This is a genomic window from bacterium CG_4_10_14_0_2_um_filter_33_32 (genome assembly GCA_002792735.1).
GTDB lineage: Bacteria > Patescibacteriota > CPR2_A > CG2-30-33-46 > CG2-30-33-46 > CG2-30-33-46.
This window is the reverse complement of sequence record PFOW01000068.1, coordinates 1-21,713: the sequence shown is the minus strand read 5'-3', so window position 1 is coordinate 21,713 and position 21,713 is coordinate 1. Positions and strand designations below refer to the sequence as shown.

Here is a 21,713-nt window from a genome sequence, read left to right as displayed (position 1 = left end):
TATTAAGACTTATATTTTTGGTATGATTTAATCTATGCAGGAAATAAAAGAAAAAATATCAAATTTCAAAAAGAGAATTTCTGCTCTTAAGGAGTTTCTTTGATGTTACTAGTTTAAAGAAACAAATTTATGAACTTGAGCAAAAGAGCAATGATCCGTCCTTGTGGCAAGACGAAGGCAAGGCGAAAGATTTACTAAAAGATCTTTCTAAGCTTAAGGAAAAATTGGGTAATTATCTTAATGTTGAAACAAAGTTTAATGAAGTTTCTGGATATTTTGAACTTTTAGAACAGGAAAAAATAGAAATTCCTAATGAATTTATTGATGATATAGAAAATCTAGAACAAGACATTAAACAGCAAGAGCTGACAATATTGCTGTCTGGCAAATATGATGAAAATAATGCGTTACTTTCAATATATGCCGGTGCCGGAGGAGTGGAAGCGCAGGATTGGGCAAATATGCTTCTTAGAATGTATCTTCGATATGCAGAACTAAAAGGTTACAAGGCAGAGATCTTATCTATTTCCGGCGGAGAAGAAGCAGGAATAAAAAGTGTTACCTTAGAAGTATCGGGTATGTTAGTTTATGGTTTTCTAAAGGGAGAAATCGGTGTTCATAGATTAGTTAGATTATCTCCTTTTAATGCCCAGCATTTAAGGCATACATCTTTTGCATTAGTGGATGTAATTCCGGAAATTCAGAAAAAGGAAATTGAGATAGATCCAAAAGATTTAAAAATTGATACTTTTAGGGCATCTGGAGCAGGTGGTCAGCACGTTAACACAACTGATTCTGCAGTACGAGTTACTCATATTCCAACAGGAATTACAGTATCTTCACAGAATGAGAGATCTCAATTTCAAAATAAAGATACCGCAATGAAAATTTTAGAATCTAAATTAGTGCAGTACAACCAAGAAAAAAGCGAGGAAGAAAAAGCTAAATTAAGAGGTGAAATAAGTCCAGCATCTTGGGGTAATCAGATTCGTTCATATGTTTTGCATCCTTATAATTTAGTGAAAGACCACCGTACTAATTTAGAAACTTCAAATACAAAAGCGGTGTTAGATGGTGATATCGAACAATTTATAGAAGCATATCTTAGAAAAAAAGAGAAATAAAAAAAGCCATTATTGGTTTTAGTGCTGTTAACTTTGTTTCGTTTTTTTCAATAGATTCGTTACCATGTTGTATGTACCAAGGTCCTCGATTTCATATATACCCGAAAAATTTTTCAGGTATTTTTTGATAATTTTTTTAATTTATATCCGGCATGATTCGAACCTAAGTATATATGAATCATTTATTCCAACTTCTTATAGATGTTAAAAAACGGCTAATCATCACATAGATTAGTTATCAGAAAATTATAAATGCTTATAGGGATTATTCATTTAATTTCTATTGTGGATAAGTCGGGGTTGATAATATTTCTAATTTGTTTAAGATTACACACTGTGTTAAGATGTCTTATATAATATTCTTAAACGCACTATAAGTATTTATGATTCAATTTTCAAAAGTAGATAAAATTTATCAAAACGGAACAGTAGCCTTAAAGGACATAAACTTAAAGATAAAAGAAAAAGAGTTTGTCTCTATTGTTGGTCCATCAGGTGCAGGAAAATCAACCCTGATTAAAATTCTTATTGCCGAAGAAAGTCCAACCAACGGACAAATAGTTGTAGGCGAAATAAATATTACCCGTCTTAAACCAAGCCGTATTCCTTATTACCGCAGAAAGCTAGGGGTTATTTTTCAGGATTTTAAATTATTGCCGAGAGTGACCGTGTATGAAAATATTGCTTTTGCCATGGAAGTTTCAGGTGAGCCTAGTAAGAACATAAAAATAATAGTACCAAAAATTTTATCCTTAGTAGGTTTGGTCGACAAAAAAGATGTATTCCCTGAAGAATTATCAGGCGGAGAGGTTCAGAGGGTTGCGATAGCCAGGGCTTTAGCACATCAGCCAAAAATATTAATTGCTGATGAGCCTACAGGAAATCTTGATCCGAAAACTGCATGGGGTATCATACAAATTCTTTTAAAAATTAATGAGCTTGGTACAACAGTAATTATGGCTACTCATAACAAAGAAATAGTAAACAGGCTTCAAAAAAGAGTTGTTGCTATAGAGAGGGGAACGGTAAGCTACGATAAAGAAGTAGCTGGCTATGTTTTATAGTTAAAGGTTAAACTATGACTTTAGCAGGAATAAAAAGAATATTTAAAATGGGTGCTAGAAATTTTTGGAGGAATGGATGGCTTTCTATTGCTGCAGTTTTTGTTATGGTAATAACCCTTTTTATCCTAAGCTTGTTTGTAATTTTGAATATTGGTGTAAATGAAACCGTTAAAAAAATCAGTGAAAAAATTGATTTAAGTGTTAGAGTGAAAGACAATGCTCCAATAGAAAAAATAAATTCATTAAAAACGGCTATCGGTCAGGAGCAGGGTGTAGGGAATATTTACTTTAAATCAAAAGAACAAGCATGGGAAGAATTCAAAAATTTAAATGAAAAAAATAAAGAAATTTCTTCTGAGCTTGAACCCGGAGATAATCCTTTGTGGGCTAGCTTAGAGGTTAAACTTAATGATCCAAATAAGCTTCAAAAAATAGTCGATATCGCCGAAACGGAACAATATCGTTCAATAGTTGATAAAGTAAATTATAGAGAAAAGCAGAATATTTTTGAAACTCTTGTTAAATTTACTAATTTTATTAAAAAAGCAGGTTTATCATTAACTATAATTTTTGTAGGTATCTCTTTTCTTATCATTTTTAACACCATTAGAATTACAATTTATTCCAGAAGAGAAGAAGTTGAAATTATGAAATTAGTAGGCGCTACGAATTGGTATGTAAGAGCTCCATTCATTTTTGAGGGCGCTCTTTATGGAATTATTGGCGCCATTGCATGTTTTATCATTATATTCACAAGCGTTTATTTTGTATCTCCAATGATGACTAAATATTGGACAGTTATATCACAAAGCAATAGTATGGATTATCTTAAGGATAGGTTATTTCTTATTATAAGCCTAGAGATTTTAACTGGCATCTTTATTGGAACACTAAGTTCGGCTATTGCTATTAGAAAACATTTGAAGAGAGTATAAATTATCCCTCACATTTAGAGCTGGTATTATTATTGATTATTAATTTAAATGAGGGATAAAATGCAAAAAAAAGATAAGAATTTTATTAGAAAAACTAACATTTTTTTAATGTTAGTGGTTTTTATGTTGGTTTCATATTTTTTTGGTATACCAAAAGCTTTTAGCGTATCTACTGTAGATCAGAAAAGAAGCCAAATTCAATCATTGGATCAGCGAATTAGTTCATTCAGGAAAAAGGCTCAAGAAAAAGCCAATGACGTAAAAAGTCTTAATAGCCAATTAGAGGCGTTAGATGCTGAGTATCAGGAAACAAAACTTAGAATTGATAAGATTAATGGTGAAATCCAACTAACAGATATGGAAATTATGGAAATTAATGCACAAATTAAGAAAACCGAAAACGAGAGAAGAACTCATCAAAAAACACTTAAAAAGGCGATAAAAATAAGCTACAACCAAGGAGATATTGATTTAATTGAAATCGTTGTTAGCAGTAATAGCTTAAGTGATTTTATAAGTGCAGAAAGTTATATGAAAGCTTTAGAGCAGAAGATTAATGAAGCTGTTAAAAAAATTAGAGAATTAGAAGATAAACTAAAAAATAAAAAGAATGAGCTGGGCAATAAAAGAAAAGATCAAGATAATTTGAGAAAAGAACAGGAAGTGATTGGGAAAGAACTAGATAATCAAATTGCGGCTAAAAGCAATCTGTTAGCGAAAACAAAGGGTGACCAATCTAACTATAGTAATTTAGTGGCTCAGTCATTGAGAGAAAAGTCTCAGGTTAATTCGCAGATAGCCAGATTAACCGGCTCATCTTCGGGTCGGTTGCCATCTTTAGGTTCTTCTTCACGAAGCACAAATTTAGGACATGTTAATGCCGGAGATGTAATTGGTTATCAGGATAATACCGGTTTTTCAACAGGCTCACATCTTCATTTTGGTTTATATAAAGGTGGTTTGGATATTGATCCAGCTCCATATTTAGGAGGTTATATTTCTTGGCCATTAAACGGTACAATAACCCAAGGTTATGGAGGAACTTTTAGTCATAGGGGTGTTGGATGGCCAGGCGGGTTGGATATTGTATCTTATCCTGGTGCATCTGTCAGAGCAGCTCATTCGGGTACAATAGTTTTTAATGGTGGAGATTCTGGTTCGGGTTTTGGTCACTATATAATTATTGATCATGGTGATGGTTTTTCCACGCTATACGGACACTTACAGTAAAGATAATATTTATCTAAAGCTTTCATTTATATAATTTCTTTTATATAATTTAATTCAGTAAAAAGAGAAATTTATGATTCTTTCTGACGTAGATATTAAGAGGTATGTAAAACTAGGTAAAATACATATTAATCCAAAATCAGATATTGAAGAGCAGCTTAGCGGATCTTCTTTGGATTTAAGGCTAGGGAATGAATTTAGAGTATTTAATCATTCACAAAATATATTTATTGACCCTAGAGAAAAAAAAGAATATACAAAATTGGTTAAACTTAGAAAAAATAAACCTCTTGTTGTACATCCCGGCGAATTTATACTAGGTATTACTAAAGAAATGGTTGGAATAGATAACAGTTTATGTGCAAGGATAGATGGCAAGAGTAGCGTTGGAAGGTTGGGAATAGTTGTTCATTCAACTGCGGGACATGTTAATCCAGGCTGGATAGGGAAGCTAACATTAGAAATAAGCAATATAGGCAGAATGCCTGTATTGCTCTATCCTGATATGAATATTTGCCAGCTAGTTTTTGAAATATTATCAAGCGAAGCGCATATTTGTTACTCAAAAAGCGGTAAATATTTTAAACAATCTTCGCCTCTGGAATCCAAAATAGTAAAAGAAAAACCTAAATTGACTTAAAAGCCAGTCTATATTATATTTAAGTATTCCTTTAAAGGGATACTTTTTTGATCTTTGACAAAAGAGCGGGTGAATAAGATATGAAAAATTCGGAAGAAATAACCAAGGATATGGTTGTGTTTAAAGGAAGAAAATTTTCTCTTGGAATAGCTAGAAGGATTTTTAATTTTCTTATTAATAGGTTTGCAAAGAAAATCAATACCCCAGGTTTAGAAAATATACCAATCAAAGGTTCATTTTTAATCGCAGCTGAACCCCATCAAAGTCATGCTGACGGTCCATTTCTTTGGAAGGCGCTTTGGCCAATAAGAAAAGACGTATGGGCTATTGCAGGTAAAGTAGTATCAGATCCTAGAATAAGAAATTTTTATCTTGATAGTTATGCAGGCATGATATATGTGGAAAGACGAGATACGGTTGATAGGAGAAAAATAGTTGTAATCGCCAACTTAGCCTTTGAAGAGATAAAAAATCATTTAAAAACAATTCCTTTTTTTGTATTTCCTGGATCAACTCGGAGTAAAGATGGAACTCTTATTGAAGCTAAGTGGAGAACTATTTTACCAGCGCTTGAAGCTAATGTTCCGATTATTCCAACTGCGATAGTTGGTACTAATCAACTTTTTGCGTATAGTGATTCATTGGTAACTCTTAAGGGCATGTTAGGTATAATTTTCAATCCCAAAAAATATGTTAATGAAGTTGATAAGATATCAATATCTTTTGGCGAACCAATTCTATTTTCTAAATCTTATCCTAAACAAGAAGGAGAAAACGATAATAGTTACGCAAAGAGATGTATGGATATTGTAATGTGTGAAATAGGCAGAACACTCCCGGAAGAAATGTGGGGGGTATACCGTGAGAGGATTAATGAATATATTTTGTCAAAATATAAAGTTGAGATTGAAGCACTGGAGGTGGATTAGATGAGAGGGAAAAAGCAGAGAAAAAAAGAAATAGTAGTTATAGGAGCAGGTGCTTTGGGTACAGCCTTAACTCACGCTATAAGCCATAAAGGTTACTCATTATCAGTTTTAACAAGAGACGAATTTAAAGCTTCTTCTATCAATAATCAGGATACAAATGCGTATGTTAAAGATTTTAATGATATACAGTTTCCCTACGGTAAAGTTTCTGCATTTACTTATGATCAATTTCCCAGTGTATTGGCAGATGCAAGGATAATAATTCTTACCGTACCTTCTTTTGCGATTGTTGAAACGATAGAACTTATCAAAGCAAGTATTACTAAAGCGCAAAGAATTATTTTGGTTATTACTAGTAAGGGAGCAGACAGTGAATCAGGTGAAACTCCTTATAAGTTTGCCCAAAAATCGTTTAGGTCATATCCTTTAGTGTCAGTAGTTGTAGCAAGTGTAGTAGGTTTTGCTATTGGGATTGCAAGAAAAGAACTCACGAAAATTTTAGTTTCATCAAGACGTTCAAGTAATGATGCAAATAGAATAATCAGAACCCTTTTAAGTACTCGCTATCTTATAGTTAAAAAGTCTTTTGATCCAAATGGAGCATGCTTGTCAGGTCTTCTAAAAAATGTTGGGGCTATAATGATCGGCATGTGCGAAGGCATGAAAGGTTATACTTTCTCAAATGGTGATAAGGTAATTATAGGAGAAGAAAATAGCAGATGGGCATTTGTTGATGAATGGTCTGATGATATGGTTGATATTGCTAAAGCATTAGGTATTAGAAAAAGAACAATTGAAGGGCTTGTTGGTAAGATAGACTTAGGTCTTTCGTCTTCGCCAAAAGGCAGAAATTGGCAGTTTGGTTATAGGCTTGCCCAGGGTGAAGCAATGGAAAAGATAATATTGGATCTTGGCACAGTTGAAGGTATAGGTGCCGCAAAATACCTAAATACAGTTATAGATTCCAAATATATTAGTACATTGGTAAAAGTTTTGGATAAAGAAATATCGCCTATAGAAGCAGTGGGTATGGTTCTAAATGACAATAATTCATCTGTTACTCAAAGATTTTCTGATGAAGATTTTCTTCTTAGTACTATAAGAACTATGGGGGTGTTATGATGTGATTCCGAAAAAATCCATATCAGATATAAGTTTTGGAAATCTTCTACAGCATGGTATTAGAGATATAATCCTAGATTTGAATTGTACAATATTACCTCTTATACATGAAGAAACAAAGGAATACTTAGGAATAAAACCAGAAATAATAAGATGGATCAAAAGAGCGCAGGATACCTATCTATTTAATGTATATATTCTATCTAACACAAAAGACACAAATAAGATGTTAAGAGTTGCCGATATTTGCGGGATTGATGGAGTCCAATGTTTATGCAGGGGTAATGGACAAAGATGGAAACCCTTTAAGTTTCAGGAGGCTTTTTTGGAATTCGGTATTAAAGCCCCAGCAAAAAATATTGTAATGATTGGAAATGGTTTTTTGTTAGATTGGTTATTCCCAAAATGGTTTGGAATGAAATCTATTCTAGTTTTGCCGAATCTATACAGAGAAAGGGTTGATGATTGATATGCCAAAGAAAGAGATAATCCTAAAGGATGTAAGGGCTGTAATCTTTGGAGTTCGTAATGAAAGAAGTATAGGTGCTGGGATAGTTAACGAGTTAGCGAGAAGCGGCGCAAAAGTTGCCGTTTTTAGAAAAAATCCCGAGGGAATTGCTCACCTTGAAAGATTGAAGGAGAAAGGTTCGCTTAAGGCATCTTATATTGGCATCTGTGATGTAACCAATCCGGCAGAGATAGAACAAGCAATACAAGATTTCTTAAATACATTAAGTAAGAAAAATAGAGAGCTTGATTTTGTGGTCCACTCGTTAGCAGGGGTTAATAATATTGATGCTTTTAAAAAATCTAAATTAGAACTGGATTGCATGGATTATATTCCGGCTATCGAAATAAGCGCTTTAAGTTTACTTAATGTGATAAAAACAACACTTCCAGTGATGGCTGATAATAGTTCTTATGTATCAATATCATTCATGGGAGGCGAAAAATGTTTACCTAATTATCACCCCATGGATGTGGCAAAGGCCGCTTTGGAACAGCTTACTCGTAGTTATACAGTAGAGCTTATTGAAAAAAATATATCCATTTTTTGCATATCTGCACCGCCAATTAAAACTATTTCTGCAAAAGCCATTTCTGATTTTCATAATATGCTCAAAGCATATAAATTAGCGACACCTTTTGTGGTTGATCAACAAGAAGTAGGTAGGGTTTGTGTGGCGCTTGCGTCAGGATATCTAAAATCATTAACTGGTTCAGTGCTTCATGCTGATGGTGGTTTTCACGTAATAGATTCTTTGGCAGAAATTGTTTATAAAAATCCTAATATATTAGACTCGCTTTAATACTTTTTTACTGCTCACTCATTAGCCAGTGTATTTACACCGGCTTTTTTATTTCACACTAATTCTTTTTGATTTATTATCAATTGATAATTGGCAAACAGGTTAGTGTGGAATTTATGTAAAAGATTTGCACAACAAAATTTTTCTGATAAAATTATCAATTGACCTCTTAGAGGATGTACATTAACAAGGCGGTGGTTATTCTGAATGTTGGAATTTTAGGAATAGGAGTATATTTACCGGATCAAATAGTAAATAATTCTACAATAGAGCAAGAACTTAAGAAAAATTTTGGCTGGATTGAGAAAAGAACTGGTATTAGGAAGAGAAGAGTTATAGCTTCAAATCAGCAGGTTTCTGATTTAGCAGCCTTAGCAGCAGAAGCTGCGCTAAAAGATGCTAATTTAGATAAAGCTGATATAAGTTTAATATTAGTTGCAACTTCTTCTCCGGAAATGCCTTGGCCGTCAACAGCATGTCTTGTACAAGATAAACTAGGTATTACTACTGGCATACCGTGTTTTGATATTCAGGCGGTTTGTTCTGGCTTCTCTTACGGATTAGATATAGCATGCAAATATTCTAAACAGGACGGTAATATTTTGTTTATATGCGCTGAAGCTTTTACACGAATAACAAACCCAAAAGATGATGGTACTTATCCGCTTTTTGGTGATGGTGCAGGAGCTCTGATTATTGGTCATGTAGAACAAGGTTACGGTATATTAGACAGTCAATTGGGTGCAGATGGAGAAAAACACCATTTACTAAGAATTCCAGCCGGTGGTTCTGCTATACTTTATGGAGAGAAAAAACTTCATTTTGTTCATATGGACGGTCGGGAAGTTTTTAAGATTGCGACAGATATTCCCTTTCGTATAACACAAAATATTCTTGATAAAAATTCTATATCTGTTACCGATGTGAAGTTTTTTGTTCCCCATCAGGCTAATCAGAGAATTATAGACGCATATGCGAAAGGTCTAGGTTTTTTTGGAAGTAACAAGGTTTTTTCTAATATTGCCGAATACGGTAATACATCAAGTGCTTCAATACCGATTGCATTGCATGAATTAAATTCTCATGGATTATTAGAAAAAGGTGACATTATTGTAACTGTAAGTTTTGGTGCAGGTTTTACTTGGGGTGCTAATATTATCCGTTGGAATCTTGAAAAGAGAGGAGCTGATAAAAATGATGAAAGGTAGAAGAGTTGGCATAGTCGATATGACTGCACTCACTTCCTTAGGAGATCTAAATCAGACATGGAATAATTTGATTGCAGGAAAATCCGGCATATCAAGAATTGAAGAGTCTTACTTAAGCAGGTTCAATATGAACGGCCCCGTTGTTTTATGTGAGGACGGCAGCCCTCAATTAACGAGAGTTCCTTATGCTGTCGATGATTTTAAGTGTCAAATTGCCGGTCAAGTAAAAAATGTTCCTATCAAAATAGATATCAAAGATCGTGAAAGTTTAGCTATAATTGAAGTTCCAGGTATTCTTGGACCTAAGGATATTAGAAGACTAGATAGATTTTGTCATTTAGCTATCCCTCCACTCAAACAGCTCAATAAGGATATAATTAATCTATTTAAACCTGAAAGAGTTGGTGTAATTGCTGGGTCGGGTACAGGCGGAATTATTTCCAAAGAAGAGGGTATCGACGTTCTTCATACCAGAGGTCCTAATAGAGTAGGTCCATTTCATGTTCCTGCCGGTATAATTAACACACTTAGTTTTGTGGTGTCTGATATTTTTAAGGTTACAGGTCCCAATCTTGCTACAGTAACTGCATGTGCTTCATCTCTTCATGCCACAATAGCAGCTTACGATAAGATTGTTCTTGGTAGAATTGATGCATGTATAGTTGTAGGGTCAGAGGCTTCAATAGGTCCAGAGGGTATCGCTGCGTTTAGTAACGCAGGAGCACTTTCCTTTAGGAATGATGAGCCCGAAAAAGCATCAAGACCATTTGATATAGACAGAAACGGGTTTGTTATGAGCGAAGGTGCAGAAGCATTATTTTTAGTAGCAATTGAAGCTGCCGAAAGATTAGGTATCCCAATTCTTACAGAAATTGTTGGTGTTGGAGAAACAGGAGATGCTCATAATCTAACTGAGCCCCATCCCGAAGGATTAGGTGCGGCTGCGGCTATGCAAAATGCGATTACTATGGCGGATATAAATCCTAAACAAGTTGGGTATATAAATACTCACGGCACCTCAACGGATTTAGGTGATGTTGCAGAGATTAAAGCGATTAAGAGAGTTTTTGAACATCATGCCCAAAATCTATATGTATCATCGACGAAATCTTGTACAGGTCATTTATTAGGTGCTGCTGGTGCATTAGAACTTGCTTTATGTGTTAAAGTTTTAGAAACAAATGTTATTCCTCCAACGATAAATCTGGATAATATTGATCCCAGATGTGAAGGAGTAAGACATATTCCAAATACTGCAATAGAAGCAGAAAGAAAAATTATTTACACAATGACTAATTCGTTCGGTTTTGGTGGTCATAATGCGAGTGTTCTTGTAAAAAAATACAAAAATTAGAATTAATACTTTATACCGAGAGGTTTATTACAACAAATTACCTCTCGGTTTTTTTATTATTTTAATATACGGTAAATAAATTTTTTAATATGCAATAAAAAAGAGGGCGATTTTTTTGTTGAATAATTAAGCCCTCTCGAGTTCTTGTTTTAATTGTTGCACTCTTTGTTTAACGGAAATGATATTATTAATTTCTCCAACGCTATCGCTGGCAAATATTAATTTTTCTGATAAAGGTATTACTTTTTTTTGATTTTTTTTTGTGGTGGAGTTTTGTAATGCTTCAAAAATACAATAATTCTTTTTGCAATAAGCTAAGCATCTTCTGCATCTTCCGTTATCCGGCGCTTCAGGAAGGTTATCTGTTTCTTGAGTATCAATAACTCTGCCTGGTAATCCAACCGGCGACATTATGATTTTTGTTTTTTTTGCTTTAACCCATTCTTGTTTAACATCATCAGAAGCGCCCGATTCATTAGTCATGGCAAAGAATTGCCCAAATCCGATTAGATCTGCCCCCATATTAAAGGCTTTTTTCATTTGCCATCCTCTGGTTATTCCTCCTGCTACTACTATAGATCCTTCAAAGTTTTTTTCGCGAAGGACTGGTATAATTTCTTCTAAAAGATCAAACACAGAGACTTTTAGATGTTCTTTAATTTTTTCCGGGTCTTTTTCTTGTATGCCTAAATGACCTCCAGCTTTATCTGGTGCCTCTAATATTAATCCATCAGCTTCAAGTTTAGCCGCTAATTTAGCAGCTCGGAGAGAAGATACAATAACAAAGCAAAAAATACTTTTTTCTTTTAATTTGCGAATAGCGTCTTTTGAGAAGCCAGCTCCTAGGGTTACAAAATCTACTTTTTCTTCTATGCAAACATCAAGAAGTTCATCAAAATCTTCTAATGAAACCATAAGGTTTACGCCGAATTTGCCTTTTACTCTTTTTTTTATTTGAATAATTTTATTGCGTAACTGTTTAGCTATAAGACCTGCTCCTGCAAGAGTTGGAAGAATCTTTTCTTTAACACCTGCTACTATAAGATCAACATCGGATATATTTACTGCCATTCCTTGCTGACCAAATGGATATTTCAACCCAAATCTTTTGGCAAGTGTTGTTTTTGGTATTTGCATGCTGATAATCACCACCGTTTTCAAAGGACTGATGTAATAATGTAATATTGTACTACTTAAAAATCAATAATCCAAATTTTTTGTTAAGTCATTAATTCAGTTGTGCTATAATATAAATGTTTGAACACCAAAGTTTTACTAAATGATTTAAATAAAGAACAAAAAGAAGCTGTAGTTTACACGCTGGGGTCTCTTTTAGTTATCGCCGGCGCTGGTACCGGTAAAACTAAGGTTATTACTTCAAGAATTGCTTATTTAATTTCTGAAAAGCTAGCTAAGCCGGAAGAAATAATTGCCCTTACATTTACAGATAAAGCTGCTGCTGAAATGGAAGAGAGGGTTGATGTTCTAGTGCCCTATGGTTATACCAATATTTGGATCTCAACTTTCCATTCATTTGGCGACAGAATTTTAAGGGAGAATTCGTTAGAGGCTGGTGTTTCGCCGGATTTTAAGGTTTTAGGCGAGGCTGGCCAGTCAATTTTTATAAGGGATCATCTTTTTGAATTTGAACTAAAGCATTACAGGCCTCTAGGCAACCCAACAAAATATATAAAACCCTTAATCTTCTTTTTCTCGCGCCTAAAGGATGAAATTATTTTGCCAAAAGATTTATTAGATTATGCCAGAAAAGAAATAAAGGCGAGTAAGGATCAGGTTGAAGCGGAAAGAATTTTGGAATTGGCCCAAACCTATGAAAGATACGATTCTTTAATGCGTGAAAGCGGAAACATTGATTACGGCGACCAGATTATAAGATGCATTGAGCTGTTTAAGAATAATTCCAAAATTCTTAAGGAATATCAGAAACAATTTAAATACATTTTAGTAGATGAATATCAGGATACTAATTATGCCCAGAATGAACTTTTAAAAATTTTGGCAAAGAAATCTCAGTTAACCGTAACAGGAGATGATGACCAAAGCATTTTTAGATTTAGAGGAGCGGCAATATCCAACATCTTGGATTTCAAAGACACTTATAACAATGCCAGAGAAATTGTTTTAACTAAGAACTATCGTTCGACAAAGCAAATTCTTGATTCATCTTATAAGCTAATTCAGCACAATAATCCGGATAGGTTAGAAATTAAATATAAAATAGATAAGAAACTTAAAACTTCTAAAACCGGTAATAATATTCATCATATAAACTGTGAAAGTAATTTAGCTGAAGCCGATCAAGTTGCTAGTATTATCAAAAAGAAGGTTGGCGTCGGCGAGCTTAAATATAAAGATTTTGCCATTCTTTTTAGGGCTAACAGCCATAGCGAACCATTTGTTCATGCTTTAAACGCCAAAAGCATTCCTTATAAACTTTCGGGCGGAAGTGGTTTATATCAACGTCCGGAAATTAGAATAATAATATCTTTTATTAATTCTTTAACTGATTTTCATGATAACTTGAGTTTCTATCATTTGGCCGTTTCTGATATCTACCAAGTGAATCCTTCTGAATTGATATCTTTAAACAGTATAGCTAAAAGAACAAATAAGCCCTTTCGTAATATTTTAAATGATCCTTCTTTGCTAGACGGTTTATCTTTGTCAGAAAAAACGCTCGATAAGCTTGAAAAAATCGTTATTGATTTGGAAAAACTTGCAAAGCTTATACCAACACATAGTACCGGAGAGTTAGTTTATCAGTTTTTGAAAGATTCTGGATACCTTTCTTTTTTATTGAAAAAGAGCTCTGTAGAAAACGAAATAAGAATGCAGAATATTGCTAAGTTTTTTGAAAAGATTAGTCTTTTTGAAGAAACATCTTTTGATAAATCAATCCTTAAATTTAAAGAATATCAGGATATGCTTTTGGGAGTTGATGATGATCCTGAGTTAGCGGATTTAGACCCTGATATTGATGCTGTTAATTTATTAACTATTCATAAAGCAAAAGGATTAGAATTTGAAGTTGTATTCCTGGCTAATCTTGTTGATGGAAGATTTCCGCAGAGAAACAGGGGAGCGTCTATTGTGGTTCCTGAAAAATTAGTCAAAGAAAGATTGCCCGAAGGCGATTATCATTTGCAGGAAGAACGCCGATTATTTTATGTTGGTATGACTAGGGCAAAAAAAGAACTATACTTGTGTTCATCACAAAACTATGGAGGCAAAAGAGCGGCTAAAACTTCCCAGTTCATCTTAGAAGCTTTAGATGAACCGTTTCTTAATAAGGATGTTTATAAATTAAAACCAGAACTGCAAATCCACAAATATAAAAAACAGGAAAGAACTGAATTCCCCCAACACTTTTTTACAAAAGACGGCCGTTTGAATTTAAGTCCTCATCAGATTAATGATTATCTTGATTGTCCTTTAAAGTTTAAATATATCAATATATTAAAAGTTCCTATTTTAAGGCACCACTCAGTGCATTATGGCTCGGCTATACATTCAGCTATAGAAAACTATTTTTTTTATAAATTAAACAATAAAGAAATAAATCTGGAAATGGTTTGGGAATTTTTTGAAAAAGCCTGGGTATCTGAAGGTTTTATTACTCGCGAGCATGAGGAGGAAAGATTAAGAAACGGCAGGGATGCGCTAAGATTTTTTTATAATCAACAAAAAGAAGAAGGTAGGATGCCGGAAAAAGTAGAGGAAAAATTTGATTTTAATCTTGTCTTTGATGATGATACAAAAGTTCGGGTAAATGGCAGGTTTGATGTTGTTTACAAATCCAGAGATTATATTGAAATTTCTGATTTTAAAACTTCAGAAGTAAAGGAAAAAGAAAAAGCAGATTTACGTGCTAAACAATCAATGCAGCTTTCAATTTACGCGCTTGCTTATAAAGAAATTGAAGGCAGGTTGCCCGACAAAGTTAGTTTGCATTTTATAGAATCCGGTATTAAGGGTGAAACCATAAAAACCGAAAAAGACTTGGAAAAAATAAAAGAAAAGATATGGCAGGTATCAACAGGGGTTAGGGAACAAAAGTTTGATCCAGCACCGGTATATAATCATTGCAGTATGTGTGCCTATAAAGATATTTGCCCTTTTACGGAAACTAAGATATAATCTAAAATCTTTAGGTTACTAAACGATCATTAATAATAAAAGAAAGGGGTGATCAGGTTGGAGATGGAGATAATTTTTATTGATTATCATTCTTTACCGACAATCGAGTTAGTCAAGCTGGCTAAGATAAATGATCAGATTGCCTATAATCATATTGTAAACAGATACAAAAATATCATAAGTTATATAGCGCGATGTTATCCGGATCAAGGCATAGTTTATGATGATAAGGTTCAAGAAGGTAATATCGGTTTATTTTTGGCAGTACAGGATTTTAGGTTTGATAAAAGAACATCATTTGGGTATTTTGCCGAAATGTGTATAAGGCGGAAGATGATAACTGCTATAAAGAACGCAAACAGGCAAAAACACCGGCCTATCAATGATTCTATATCCTTATACGGTTTATATATTGATGATGAAAAACCAAATAATAGACGTGAGGATTATATCTATAGTAAAGTCAAAAACAAAATTCTATTAAGGGAAAACCAACCCGATAGGTTAATAACAACTGAAGATCTTAATGATTATCTGCATGTATTAAGTGATTGCGAAAGAGATATTTTAATGTTGCGTGTTAATGGCTATAGTTACTATGATATTTCGAAAGAATTACGATTTAAGGACGAAAAAATTATTGATAATGCGCTTTTTAGAGCCCGAAGAAAAATTCAACAGTTACAGAGAAAATAAATAACAGTTTCTCTGTTTTTTTATATTTTAAATAGCTATGCTTGCTGTTGTATTTATGGATTTACAAATTCTGCAAGCGTAAAAGTTGCTTCTGTGAGTGAATCAAAAACCGTGAACAAGTCATGAAATTTTTCAAATTTTAATATTCTGGTATATAAATCGTTGTTGCTTACGATACCGATTTTACCTTCATGCAGTCTGACTATCTCTGATATTTCAATTAAACAGGCTAACCCTTTACCATCTAAGAATCTTGTTCTTGAAAGATCAACAATAACTTTATAATTTCCTAACCTCGCCCTTTTTAGAATCTCTGTTTGAAGCGGCATGTGTTGGTTAGTGGTTGCACGAGTTAATTCTCCCTCAATTTTAATAACAGGTATGTCATCTTCTAATGTAGTTTCAATTTTAAGGCTCATAAAATTCCCCTTATTTGCTTATGTATTCAATTTAAACCTTGCTCTGTTATTTTTCATTGCTTAAACTTAATACAACCTCGGCTTTAATTTGTATTAACCTATAAACTCCGTTAGAAATTTGCTTGCGAAACATTATACTTTTTCAGTTATGGAATATATTTATTGTTAGAGGTCTCTAGCAAGTTTTAAAGCGGTTTATTTCTAAGTGGGGTAAATTAAATCTGTTTATTTTTATTTGACATAGTTTAACTTTGATATGTTAAACTGAAATTAGGCTGAAATATCGGGGATTAGCGCAGCCCGGCAGCGCGCAGCGTTCGGGACGCTGAGGTCGCGAGTTCAAATCTCGCATTCCCGACCAATCAAGACATTTCAAATTTTCAGGGGAAAGAGTTTGCTCGCTCGCCCGCCAAATTTTTCTTAAAAGGAATTGAAAATTGTTTTGCTTTGGTGTCCCGCCAACTGCGGGACGGCGGAAACGACGGAGTTTATCCGCCTGCTGGCGGACTTCGGCTCGGGCGTGGCGGAATTCCTCCCCCCAACCCCCTCCTTCCGCCACGCCCTCGCTCTGACTGCCCTTTTTTTCGGCGGAATTGGGGGCCGTATTTCGCAAAGCGAGATGCGCCGCCAAAGAAAATGTTGCCCTTGCCCCAACCCACCCGTGTGCGGGCAACGACAAGGAACTCCCTAAATTTTTGTTGACCAAAGTTTTAGTATTTGGTATCATTGTAATTGATGAAGGTTAAAGGATACTTTATAACCAATACAATATAATGGTATATCTTAATAAAAACTATGTTAAACAATAATTCTAAATCAATGATAGGCAAAAACCTTAAAAAGATTAGACAAGAAAAAGGTATTTCTCAAGATCGTTTGTCTAAGTTAGCGGATTTGTCGCTAAATACCGTCGTTACAGTAGAATCTGGCTTGAATCCCAACCCAACTATTGAAACGCTAACTAAAATCGCTCAAGCATTAGATGTAAAGGTAGACGACTTAATTAAAAAATAAATATGAGCCAAACCATAACTTCATTATTGAATAAAACAAAAATTAATCCGTCGTGGTCTTTTTCGGATAAAACCAGAAAAGACACGGCGTATATTACACATGGTTATCATCGTTACCCCGCAAAATTTATTCCGCAAATAGTTTCTCGTTTGGCGGAAAAATATACACGAGTAGGTGATTTTATCGTTGATCCGTTTGGTGGTTGCGGAACAACGCTTGTTGAATCAAAAGTTATGGGACGACCGTCAATTGCCGTTGATATTAACCCTGTTGCTGTCTTGATTACAAAAGCAAAAATTACAGCGATTGATCCAGTTAAAATTGAAAAGGAGTTTGCAAATTTTCAAAAGAGATTGGAAACATACAACGATAAAACAAGAGTAAAAGCACCTGAACATGAAAGGATTGATTACTGGTTTAAGCCAGAAGAAAAAAGGAAACTTGCTTTTATTTTTGCCGAGATTTCAAAAATAAAAGATCAAGATGTCCAAGATTTTTTCTTTTGTGGATTTTCAAACATTCTCAAAAATTGCTCTATATGGCTACAAAAAAGTAATAAACCGACGAGGGATTTTGAAAAAAAACCGTCAGAGCCAATTAAAACATTCTTGAAACAAATAAAAATGATGTTACGAGGCAACGCGCGATTATTTGAATTGCTATCAGAAAAAGGTTATTTGAAAGTTCCGAGCAAGGTAATTTGCACGGACGCAAGGACAATTCAGGCAAAAGATAACAGTGTCAGCTTGATTGTCACTTCGCCGCCCTATGTTACCTCTTACGAATACGCCGACCTGCACCAGCTAACCGCTTTATGGTTAGAATACACCAAAGATTTGAGTGATTTCCGAAAGCGATTTATTGGCACTTCATATCACAATAAAAAAGATTTGACGCTTAATAGCGTAATTGCAGAAAATATCAGAAAAGAATTGTTGAAAAAAGACAAGAAAACCGCCGAGGAAGTTTCAACATACTTTAGCGAAATGAATCAAGTTTTTGTTGAAATGAAAAGGATGCTAAAAAAAGGCGGCAAAACTTGTATTGTTATCGGCAATACGAGTTTAAAGGGTGTTGAGATACTTAATGCGGAAGTTTTTGCCGAGCAATTGCAAAACTTGGGATTAAAGATCGCCGATATTATCAAAAGAGAAATACCGTCAAAAAATTTGCCGTCCGTTAGAGATGAAAAGACGGGCCGGTTTGCCGGTATAAATGATAAAAATAAAGTTTCTGTTTATCCAACAGAGTATATTTTAATAATGGAAAAATAAAACTATGACAATACAAGACCTCATCAAAATTTACGATACGAAAAAGAAAAAACATGGTGCGGAAGCATATAGGCACATTTCAAATGTTCTAAAAGAAGCAAAAGAACAACACAAAAAAGATTTTAAGGGAGATGACCACGAGCAATCTTGGCGAGCATTCAAGGGTAAAAACTTGGAGAAATTGATTGAATACATCATCACGGACGAAGTTAATGCTCTGGGCTTGCAAGTGGTAAATGGAAATAGTCTTGAAAGAACGAACGGATCAAATCTTTCAAAAGAATTAAGTTTGGTAAAAAGAAACTTAATTGTTGATTATGGCGAGTTTGGTTCACATTTGCCGGATGTTGATTTAATTATTTACCATCCAAAAATAAGCAAGGTTGTCGCTGTGTTGTCCAGCAAAGTTACCCTGCGAGAGAGAATCGCCCAAACGGGTTATTGGAAAATAAAACTTGCTTCCGATGAAGCGACAAAACATATCAAAGTTTATTTTGTAACGCCGGACGAGGACGGAACACTAACAGTCAAAAAACCTACAAAGAAAGGCAGGGCGATTGTTGAGGTTGATACAGACGGCAGTTATGTCTTAAGCGAAACAAACATTGAAGAAAGCGACAAAGTAAAAATGTTTGATAAATTTATTGATGACTTGAAAAAACTATTGAAGTAGTTTATGAAAATTTGTCATGTAAAAATTCATAATTGGCGATCAATAAAAGATTTAGATATCGATTTTGAGGATATCATGATTTTTATTGGTCAAAATAATCATGGTAAATCTAATATACTTTCCGCTCTTTTATTCTTTTTTGGGGAAATGGGTTGTATAGAATTAGATTTCAAGAAAGGAAGCGAGGATTTATTTGTAGAAGTTGAGTTTAAAGAACTTGACGACCACGATAAGGCACAATTTCAAAAATATTTAACTTCGGACAACCATATTAAAGTTAAAAAACAAATTATAAAGGGATGTAATTTTGAATATCATGGATATTGCGAAATACCAAACGATGACTATCTAAAAGAAGAAAAAATCAGCGATTTTACAAGTAGAGATAAAATTAACTCGACACCACTAAAAGATTTAATACCTTCCACGGGTAGGATAACAAAAGAAATTGTAAAAGACGCTCAAGAAAAATACATACAAGATAACAGAACCAGTATAGCTTTTCAGTATGATTTAGAGGCTACAAATTTTTTAGGCCTAAAGTCAGTAGCCCAAGGGATTTTTGGAAATATTTTTTTTATTCCCGCAGTAAAAAATGCGACAGAAGAGTTTAATGTTAAAGGCAAATCTATTTTCAATCAACTTTTGTCCAATGTCATAAATGAAATGTCATTTGATAACCAGCAATATATTGACGCTAAAAAGAAAATAGCTGAATTAACTCAAACTCTAAATAAAAATATTTCCGACGGATCGCTAAATGAAAGCAGACCAGAGCAGATAACCAAGCTTGAAAAAATAATAGAAGATGAACTTAAAAAATGGCATACAACAATAAATATTGAAATCACACCGCCCGACATTGATGAGGTCTTAAAAGTCGGAACCTCGGTCTGGGTTGATGATGGTGTGCCAACAGATATAGTCAGAAAAGGTCATGGATTACAAAGAGCACTAATTTTTGCGTTGATAAAAGCATGGGCTAATATTTCTAAAGAAATTAAACAAAAAGAGGCACAAGCAACTGAAGAAAAAACCAGCAGAAAAGCGTCAGAGTCAAACTATTTTATTTTTGAAGAACCTGAGCTATATTTACACCCACAAGCACAAAGGGAATTGTTTTATTCCCTTAAAGAGCTTTCCCAAGTAAATAATCAGGTTTTACTTTCCACTCATTCAAGCTCTTTTATTGATCTTGAAATGTATAAATCTATTTGTAAGGTATACAAAACCGATGTAAATGAGGGAAGTAAAATTTTACAATGCACGGAAGATTTATTTACCCTCGATGACGACAAAAAGAATTTCAATATAGCGTATTGGATAAATCCAGACCGAGGAGAATTATTTTTTGCCGAAAAAATTATTTTAGTTGAGGGACCGACCGATAAAACTATTATTCCATATTTAGCAAAAAAATTATCTCTTTTTAAATACGAATATACGCAGATTGATTGTGGCGGAAAGGATAATATAAAGATATATATCCATCTATTAAATAAATTTAAATTCCCGTATGTTGCGGTTTATGACAAGGATAATCAAATTGCAAAAAAATCTGATGCGATAACAACCGCTAACAAATCATCAAAGGAAATAGAAGACGCAATTGATAAAAATTTAGGAAAATCGGTTATTTTCGATAATGATTTAGAGGAAGAAATTGGTATTACTGATGATTGCAATAAAAATAAACCATATTTTGCGTTAAAACACGTTTCTGGCGATACTTTTGTTTTGAACGATAAACTAAAAAAGAAAATTGAAACAATTTTTGAGTAACATTATGGAAATAGAATCAACGACACTTTGGGATTTTCCTAGACAGAATTATGGCGACAAGCCACACGGAAATAATAAATACAACGGCGTAACGCCGGCTTTTGTTATTTGGAATTTACTCCAAAGATATACAAAAGAGGGTGATTTAGTTGTTGATCCGATGTGCGGAAGCGGAACAACAATTGATGTTGCCAAAGAATTAAATCGAAAAGTAATTGGCTATGATTTAAACATTGTCCGCCCAGATGTTATTAAAAACGATTCTCGGAAAATCCCGCTTGAAAAAAATTCTGTTGATTTTATTTTTATTGATTCGCCATACTCCGACAATATCAACTATTCTGACAACAAGGAATGTATCGGTAAAATTTCTTGCGAGAAAACAGAATTTTACGATGAATTAGAAAAAACTGCTTCGGAAATTGCAAGAATTTTGAAGCCCGGAAAAGTTATGGGTTGAGTTATTGCTGATCAATGGATTAAAAAGAAATTTACGGCTGTTGGATTTTTGATGTGGCAAAGATTGGAAAAACATTTCGAGCCAATGGACATTATTTGTTTAACAAGGCATAATCAAACATCAAACACGGGAGTTTGGCACAATAGAGCAAGGCAGTTCAATTTCTATTGAATAAGTTACGAAACATTTGAGACTCCTGCAAATAACTAAGGAGTTTCCAATATGCATATCAAAGCCTTGTGATATAAGACTAATTTGCATAGCCTTAAAGCTATGCAAAGACTAGACAGATTATTAAAATTTAATAAAAGTAAAGCAGCT

Annotated in this window: 19 protein-coding genes, 1 tRNA gene and 1 pseudogene; 19 read left to right on the top strand and 2 right to left on the bottom strand. The window is 34.0% G+C overall.

Annotated elements, in window-relative coordinates; genetic code table 11:
• Positions 1 to 62: 62 nt before the first annotated feature.
• The 11 genes from COX95_04485 (at position 63) to COX95_04435 (ending at position 10,916) form a co-directional block, all read left to right on the top strand.
• Positions 63 to 1,124: a peptide chain release factor 2 gene (locus COX95_04485; protein ID PIZ85349.1), complete on the top strand. Its 1,062-nt coding sequence runs from the start codon at positions 63 to 65 to the stop codon at positions 1,122 to 1,124.
• A 383-nt stretch (positions 1,125 to 1,507) separates the two neighbouring features.
• Positions 1,508 to 2,188 (top strand): cell division ATP-binding protein FtsE, encoded by a 681-nt coding sequence (ftsE, locus tag COX95_04480; GenBank protein ID PIZ85348.1) that lies wholly within the window; start codon positions 1,508 to 1,510, stop codon positions 2,186 to 2,188.
• A gap of 14 nt (positions 2,189 to 2,202) precedes the next feature.
• The gene (locus tag COX95_04475; protein ID PIZ85347.1) at positions 2,203 to 3,123 is read left to right on the top strand and encodes a hypothetical protein; all 921 of its coding nucleotides are present in this window, start codon (positions 2,203 to 2,205) and stop codon (positions 3,121 to 3,123) included.
• A 48-nt stretch (positions 3,124 to 3,171) separates the two neighbouring features.
• Positions 3,172 to 4,353: a hypothetical protein gene (locus COX95_04470; GenBank protein ID PIZ85346.1), complete on the top strand. Its 1,182-nt coding sequence runs from the start codon at positions 3,172 to 3,174 to the stop codon at positions 4,351 to 4,353.
• Between the two features lie 73 nt (positions 4,354 to 4,426).
• Positions 4,427 to 4,993 carry a dCTP deaminase gene (locus tag COX95_04465; GenBank protein ID PIZ85345.1) on the top strand — a complete coding sequence of 189 codons (567 nt, stop codon included), beginning with the start codon at positions 4,427 to 4,429 and terminating at the stop codon, positions 4,991 to 4,993.
• Positions 4,994 to 5,073: 80 nt separating this feature from the next.
• A complete protein-coding gene (locus COX95_04460; GenBank protein PIZ85344.1) occupies positions 5,074 to 5,922 on the top strand; it encodes a hypothetical protein in 849 nt (282 codons plus the stop codon).
• Positions 5,923 to 7,044: a hypothetical protein gene (locus tag COX95_04455; GenBank protein ID PIZ85343.1), complete on the top strand. Its 1,122-nt coding sequence runs from the start codon at positions 5,923 to 5,925 to the stop codon at positions 7,042 to 7,044.
• A 1-nt stretch (position 7,045) separates the two neighbouring features.
• Positions 7,046 to 7,513, top strand: a complete 468-nt coding sequence (locus COX95_04450; protein PIZ85342.1) for a hypothetical protein — start codon at positions 7,046 to 7,048, stop codon at positions 7,511 to 7,513.
• Positions 7,506 to 8,354: a hypothetical protein gene (locus COX95_04445; protein ID PIZ85341.1), complete on the top strand. Its 849-nt coding sequence runs from the start codon at positions 7,506 to 7,508 to the stop codon at positions 8,352 to 8,354. The genes COX95_04450 and COX95_04445 overlap by 8 nt, the downstream gene beginning before the upstream one ends.
• Before the next feature lie 176 nt (positions 8,355 to 8,530).
• The gene (locus COX95_04440) at positions 8,531 to 9,562 is read left to right on the top strand and encodes a 3-oxoacyl-ACP synthase (protein PIZ85340.1); all 1,032 of its coding nucleotides are present in this window, start codon (positions 8,531 to 8,533) and stop codon (positions 9,560 to 9,562) included.
• Positions 9,549 to 10,916 (top strand): beta-ketoacyl-[acyl-carrier-protein] synthase II, encoded by a 1,368-nt coding sequence (locus COX95_04435; protein ID PIZ85339.1) that lies wholly within the window; start codon positions 9,549 to 9,551, stop codon positions 10,914 to 10,916. The genes COX95_04440 and COX95_04435 overlap by 14 nt, the downstream gene beginning before the upstream one ends.
• Before the next feature lie 126 nt (positions 10,917 to 11,042).
• Here COX95_04435 and COX95_04430 read toward each other — a convergent pair whose 3' ends face one another.
• Positions 11,043 to 12,053 carry a hypothetical protein gene (locus tag COX95_04430; GenBank protein PIZ85338.1) on the bottom strand — a complete coding sequence of 337 codons (1,011 nt, stop codon included), beginning with the start codon at positions 12,051 to 12,053 and terminating at the stop codon, positions 11,043 to 11,045.
• Between the two features lie 120 nt (positions 12,054 to 12,173).
• On the opposite strand from COX95_04430, the gene COX95_04425 reads away from it, so the two are divergent.
• The gene (locus COX95_04425; GenBank protein ID PIZ85337.1) at positions 12,174 to 15,074 is read left to right on the top strand and encodes a hypothetical protein; all 2,901 of its coding nucleotides are present in this window, start codon (positions 12,174 to 12,176) and stop codon (positions 15,072 to 15,074) included.
• 63 nt (positions 15,075 to 15,137) lie between these two features.
• The gene (locus COX95_04420; GenBank protein ID PIZ85336.1) at positions 15,138 to 15,770 is read left to right on the top strand and encodes an RNA polymerase sporulation sigma factor SigH; all 633 of its coding nucleotides are present in this window, start codon (positions 15,138 to 15,140) and stop codon (positions 15,768 to 15,770) included.
• 53 nt (positions 15,771 to 15,823) lie between these two features.
• Here the strand turns inward: COX95_04420 and COX95_04415 are convergent, their stop codons facing one another.
• The gene (locus COX95_04415; GenBank protein ID PIZ85335.1) at positions 15,824 to 16,189 is read right to left on the bottom strand and encodes a hypothetical protein; all 366 of its coding nucleotides are present in this window, start codon (positions 16,187 to 16,189) and stop codon (positions 15,824 to 15,826) included.
• 284 nt (positions 16,190 to 16,473) lie between these two features.
• Here COX95_04415 and COX95_04410 point away from each other — a divergent pair.
• The 6 genes and pseudogenes from COX95_04410 to COX95_04385 all read left to right on the top strand — a co-directional run bounded on the left by COX95_04410 (position 16,474) and on the right by COX95_04385 (position 21,563).
• Positions 16,474 to 16,550: transfer RNA gene (locus COX95_04410), tRNA-Pro, on the top strand.
• Between the two features lie 434 nt (positions 16,551 to 16,984).
• Entirely contained in the window at positions 16,985 to 17,203 is a 219-nt protein-coding gene (locus COX95_04405) for a hypothetical protein (protein PIZ85334.1), read from the top strand.
• Positions 17,204 to 17,205: 2 nt separating this feature from the next.
• Positions 17,206 to 18,477 (top strand): hypothetical protein, encoded by a 1,272-nt coding sequence (locus COX95_04400; protein ID PIZ85333.1) that lies wholly within the window; start codon positions 17,206 to 17,208, stop codon positions 18,475 to 18,477.
• A 4-nt stretch (positions 18,478 to 18,481) separates the two neighbouring features.
• A complete protein-coding gene (locus COX95_04395) occupies positions 18,482 to 19,150 on the top strand; it encodes a DNA modification methylase (GenBank protein ID PIZ85332.1) in 669 nt (222 codons plus the stop codon).
• A 3-nt stretch (positions 19,151 to 19,153) separates the two neighbouring features.
• Positions 19,154 to 20,932 (top strand): ATP-dependent endonuclease, encoded by a 1,779-nt coding sequence (locus COX95_04390; protein PIZ85331.1) that lies wholly within the window; start codon positions 19,154 to 19,156, stop codon positions 20,930 to 20,932.
• A 4-nt stretch (positions 20,933 to 20,936) separates the two neighbouring features.
• Positions 20,937 to 21,563, top strand: a pseudogene (locus COX95_04385) (DNA methylase).
• The last annotated feature ends 150 nt before the right edge of the window (positions 21,564 to 21,713 follow it).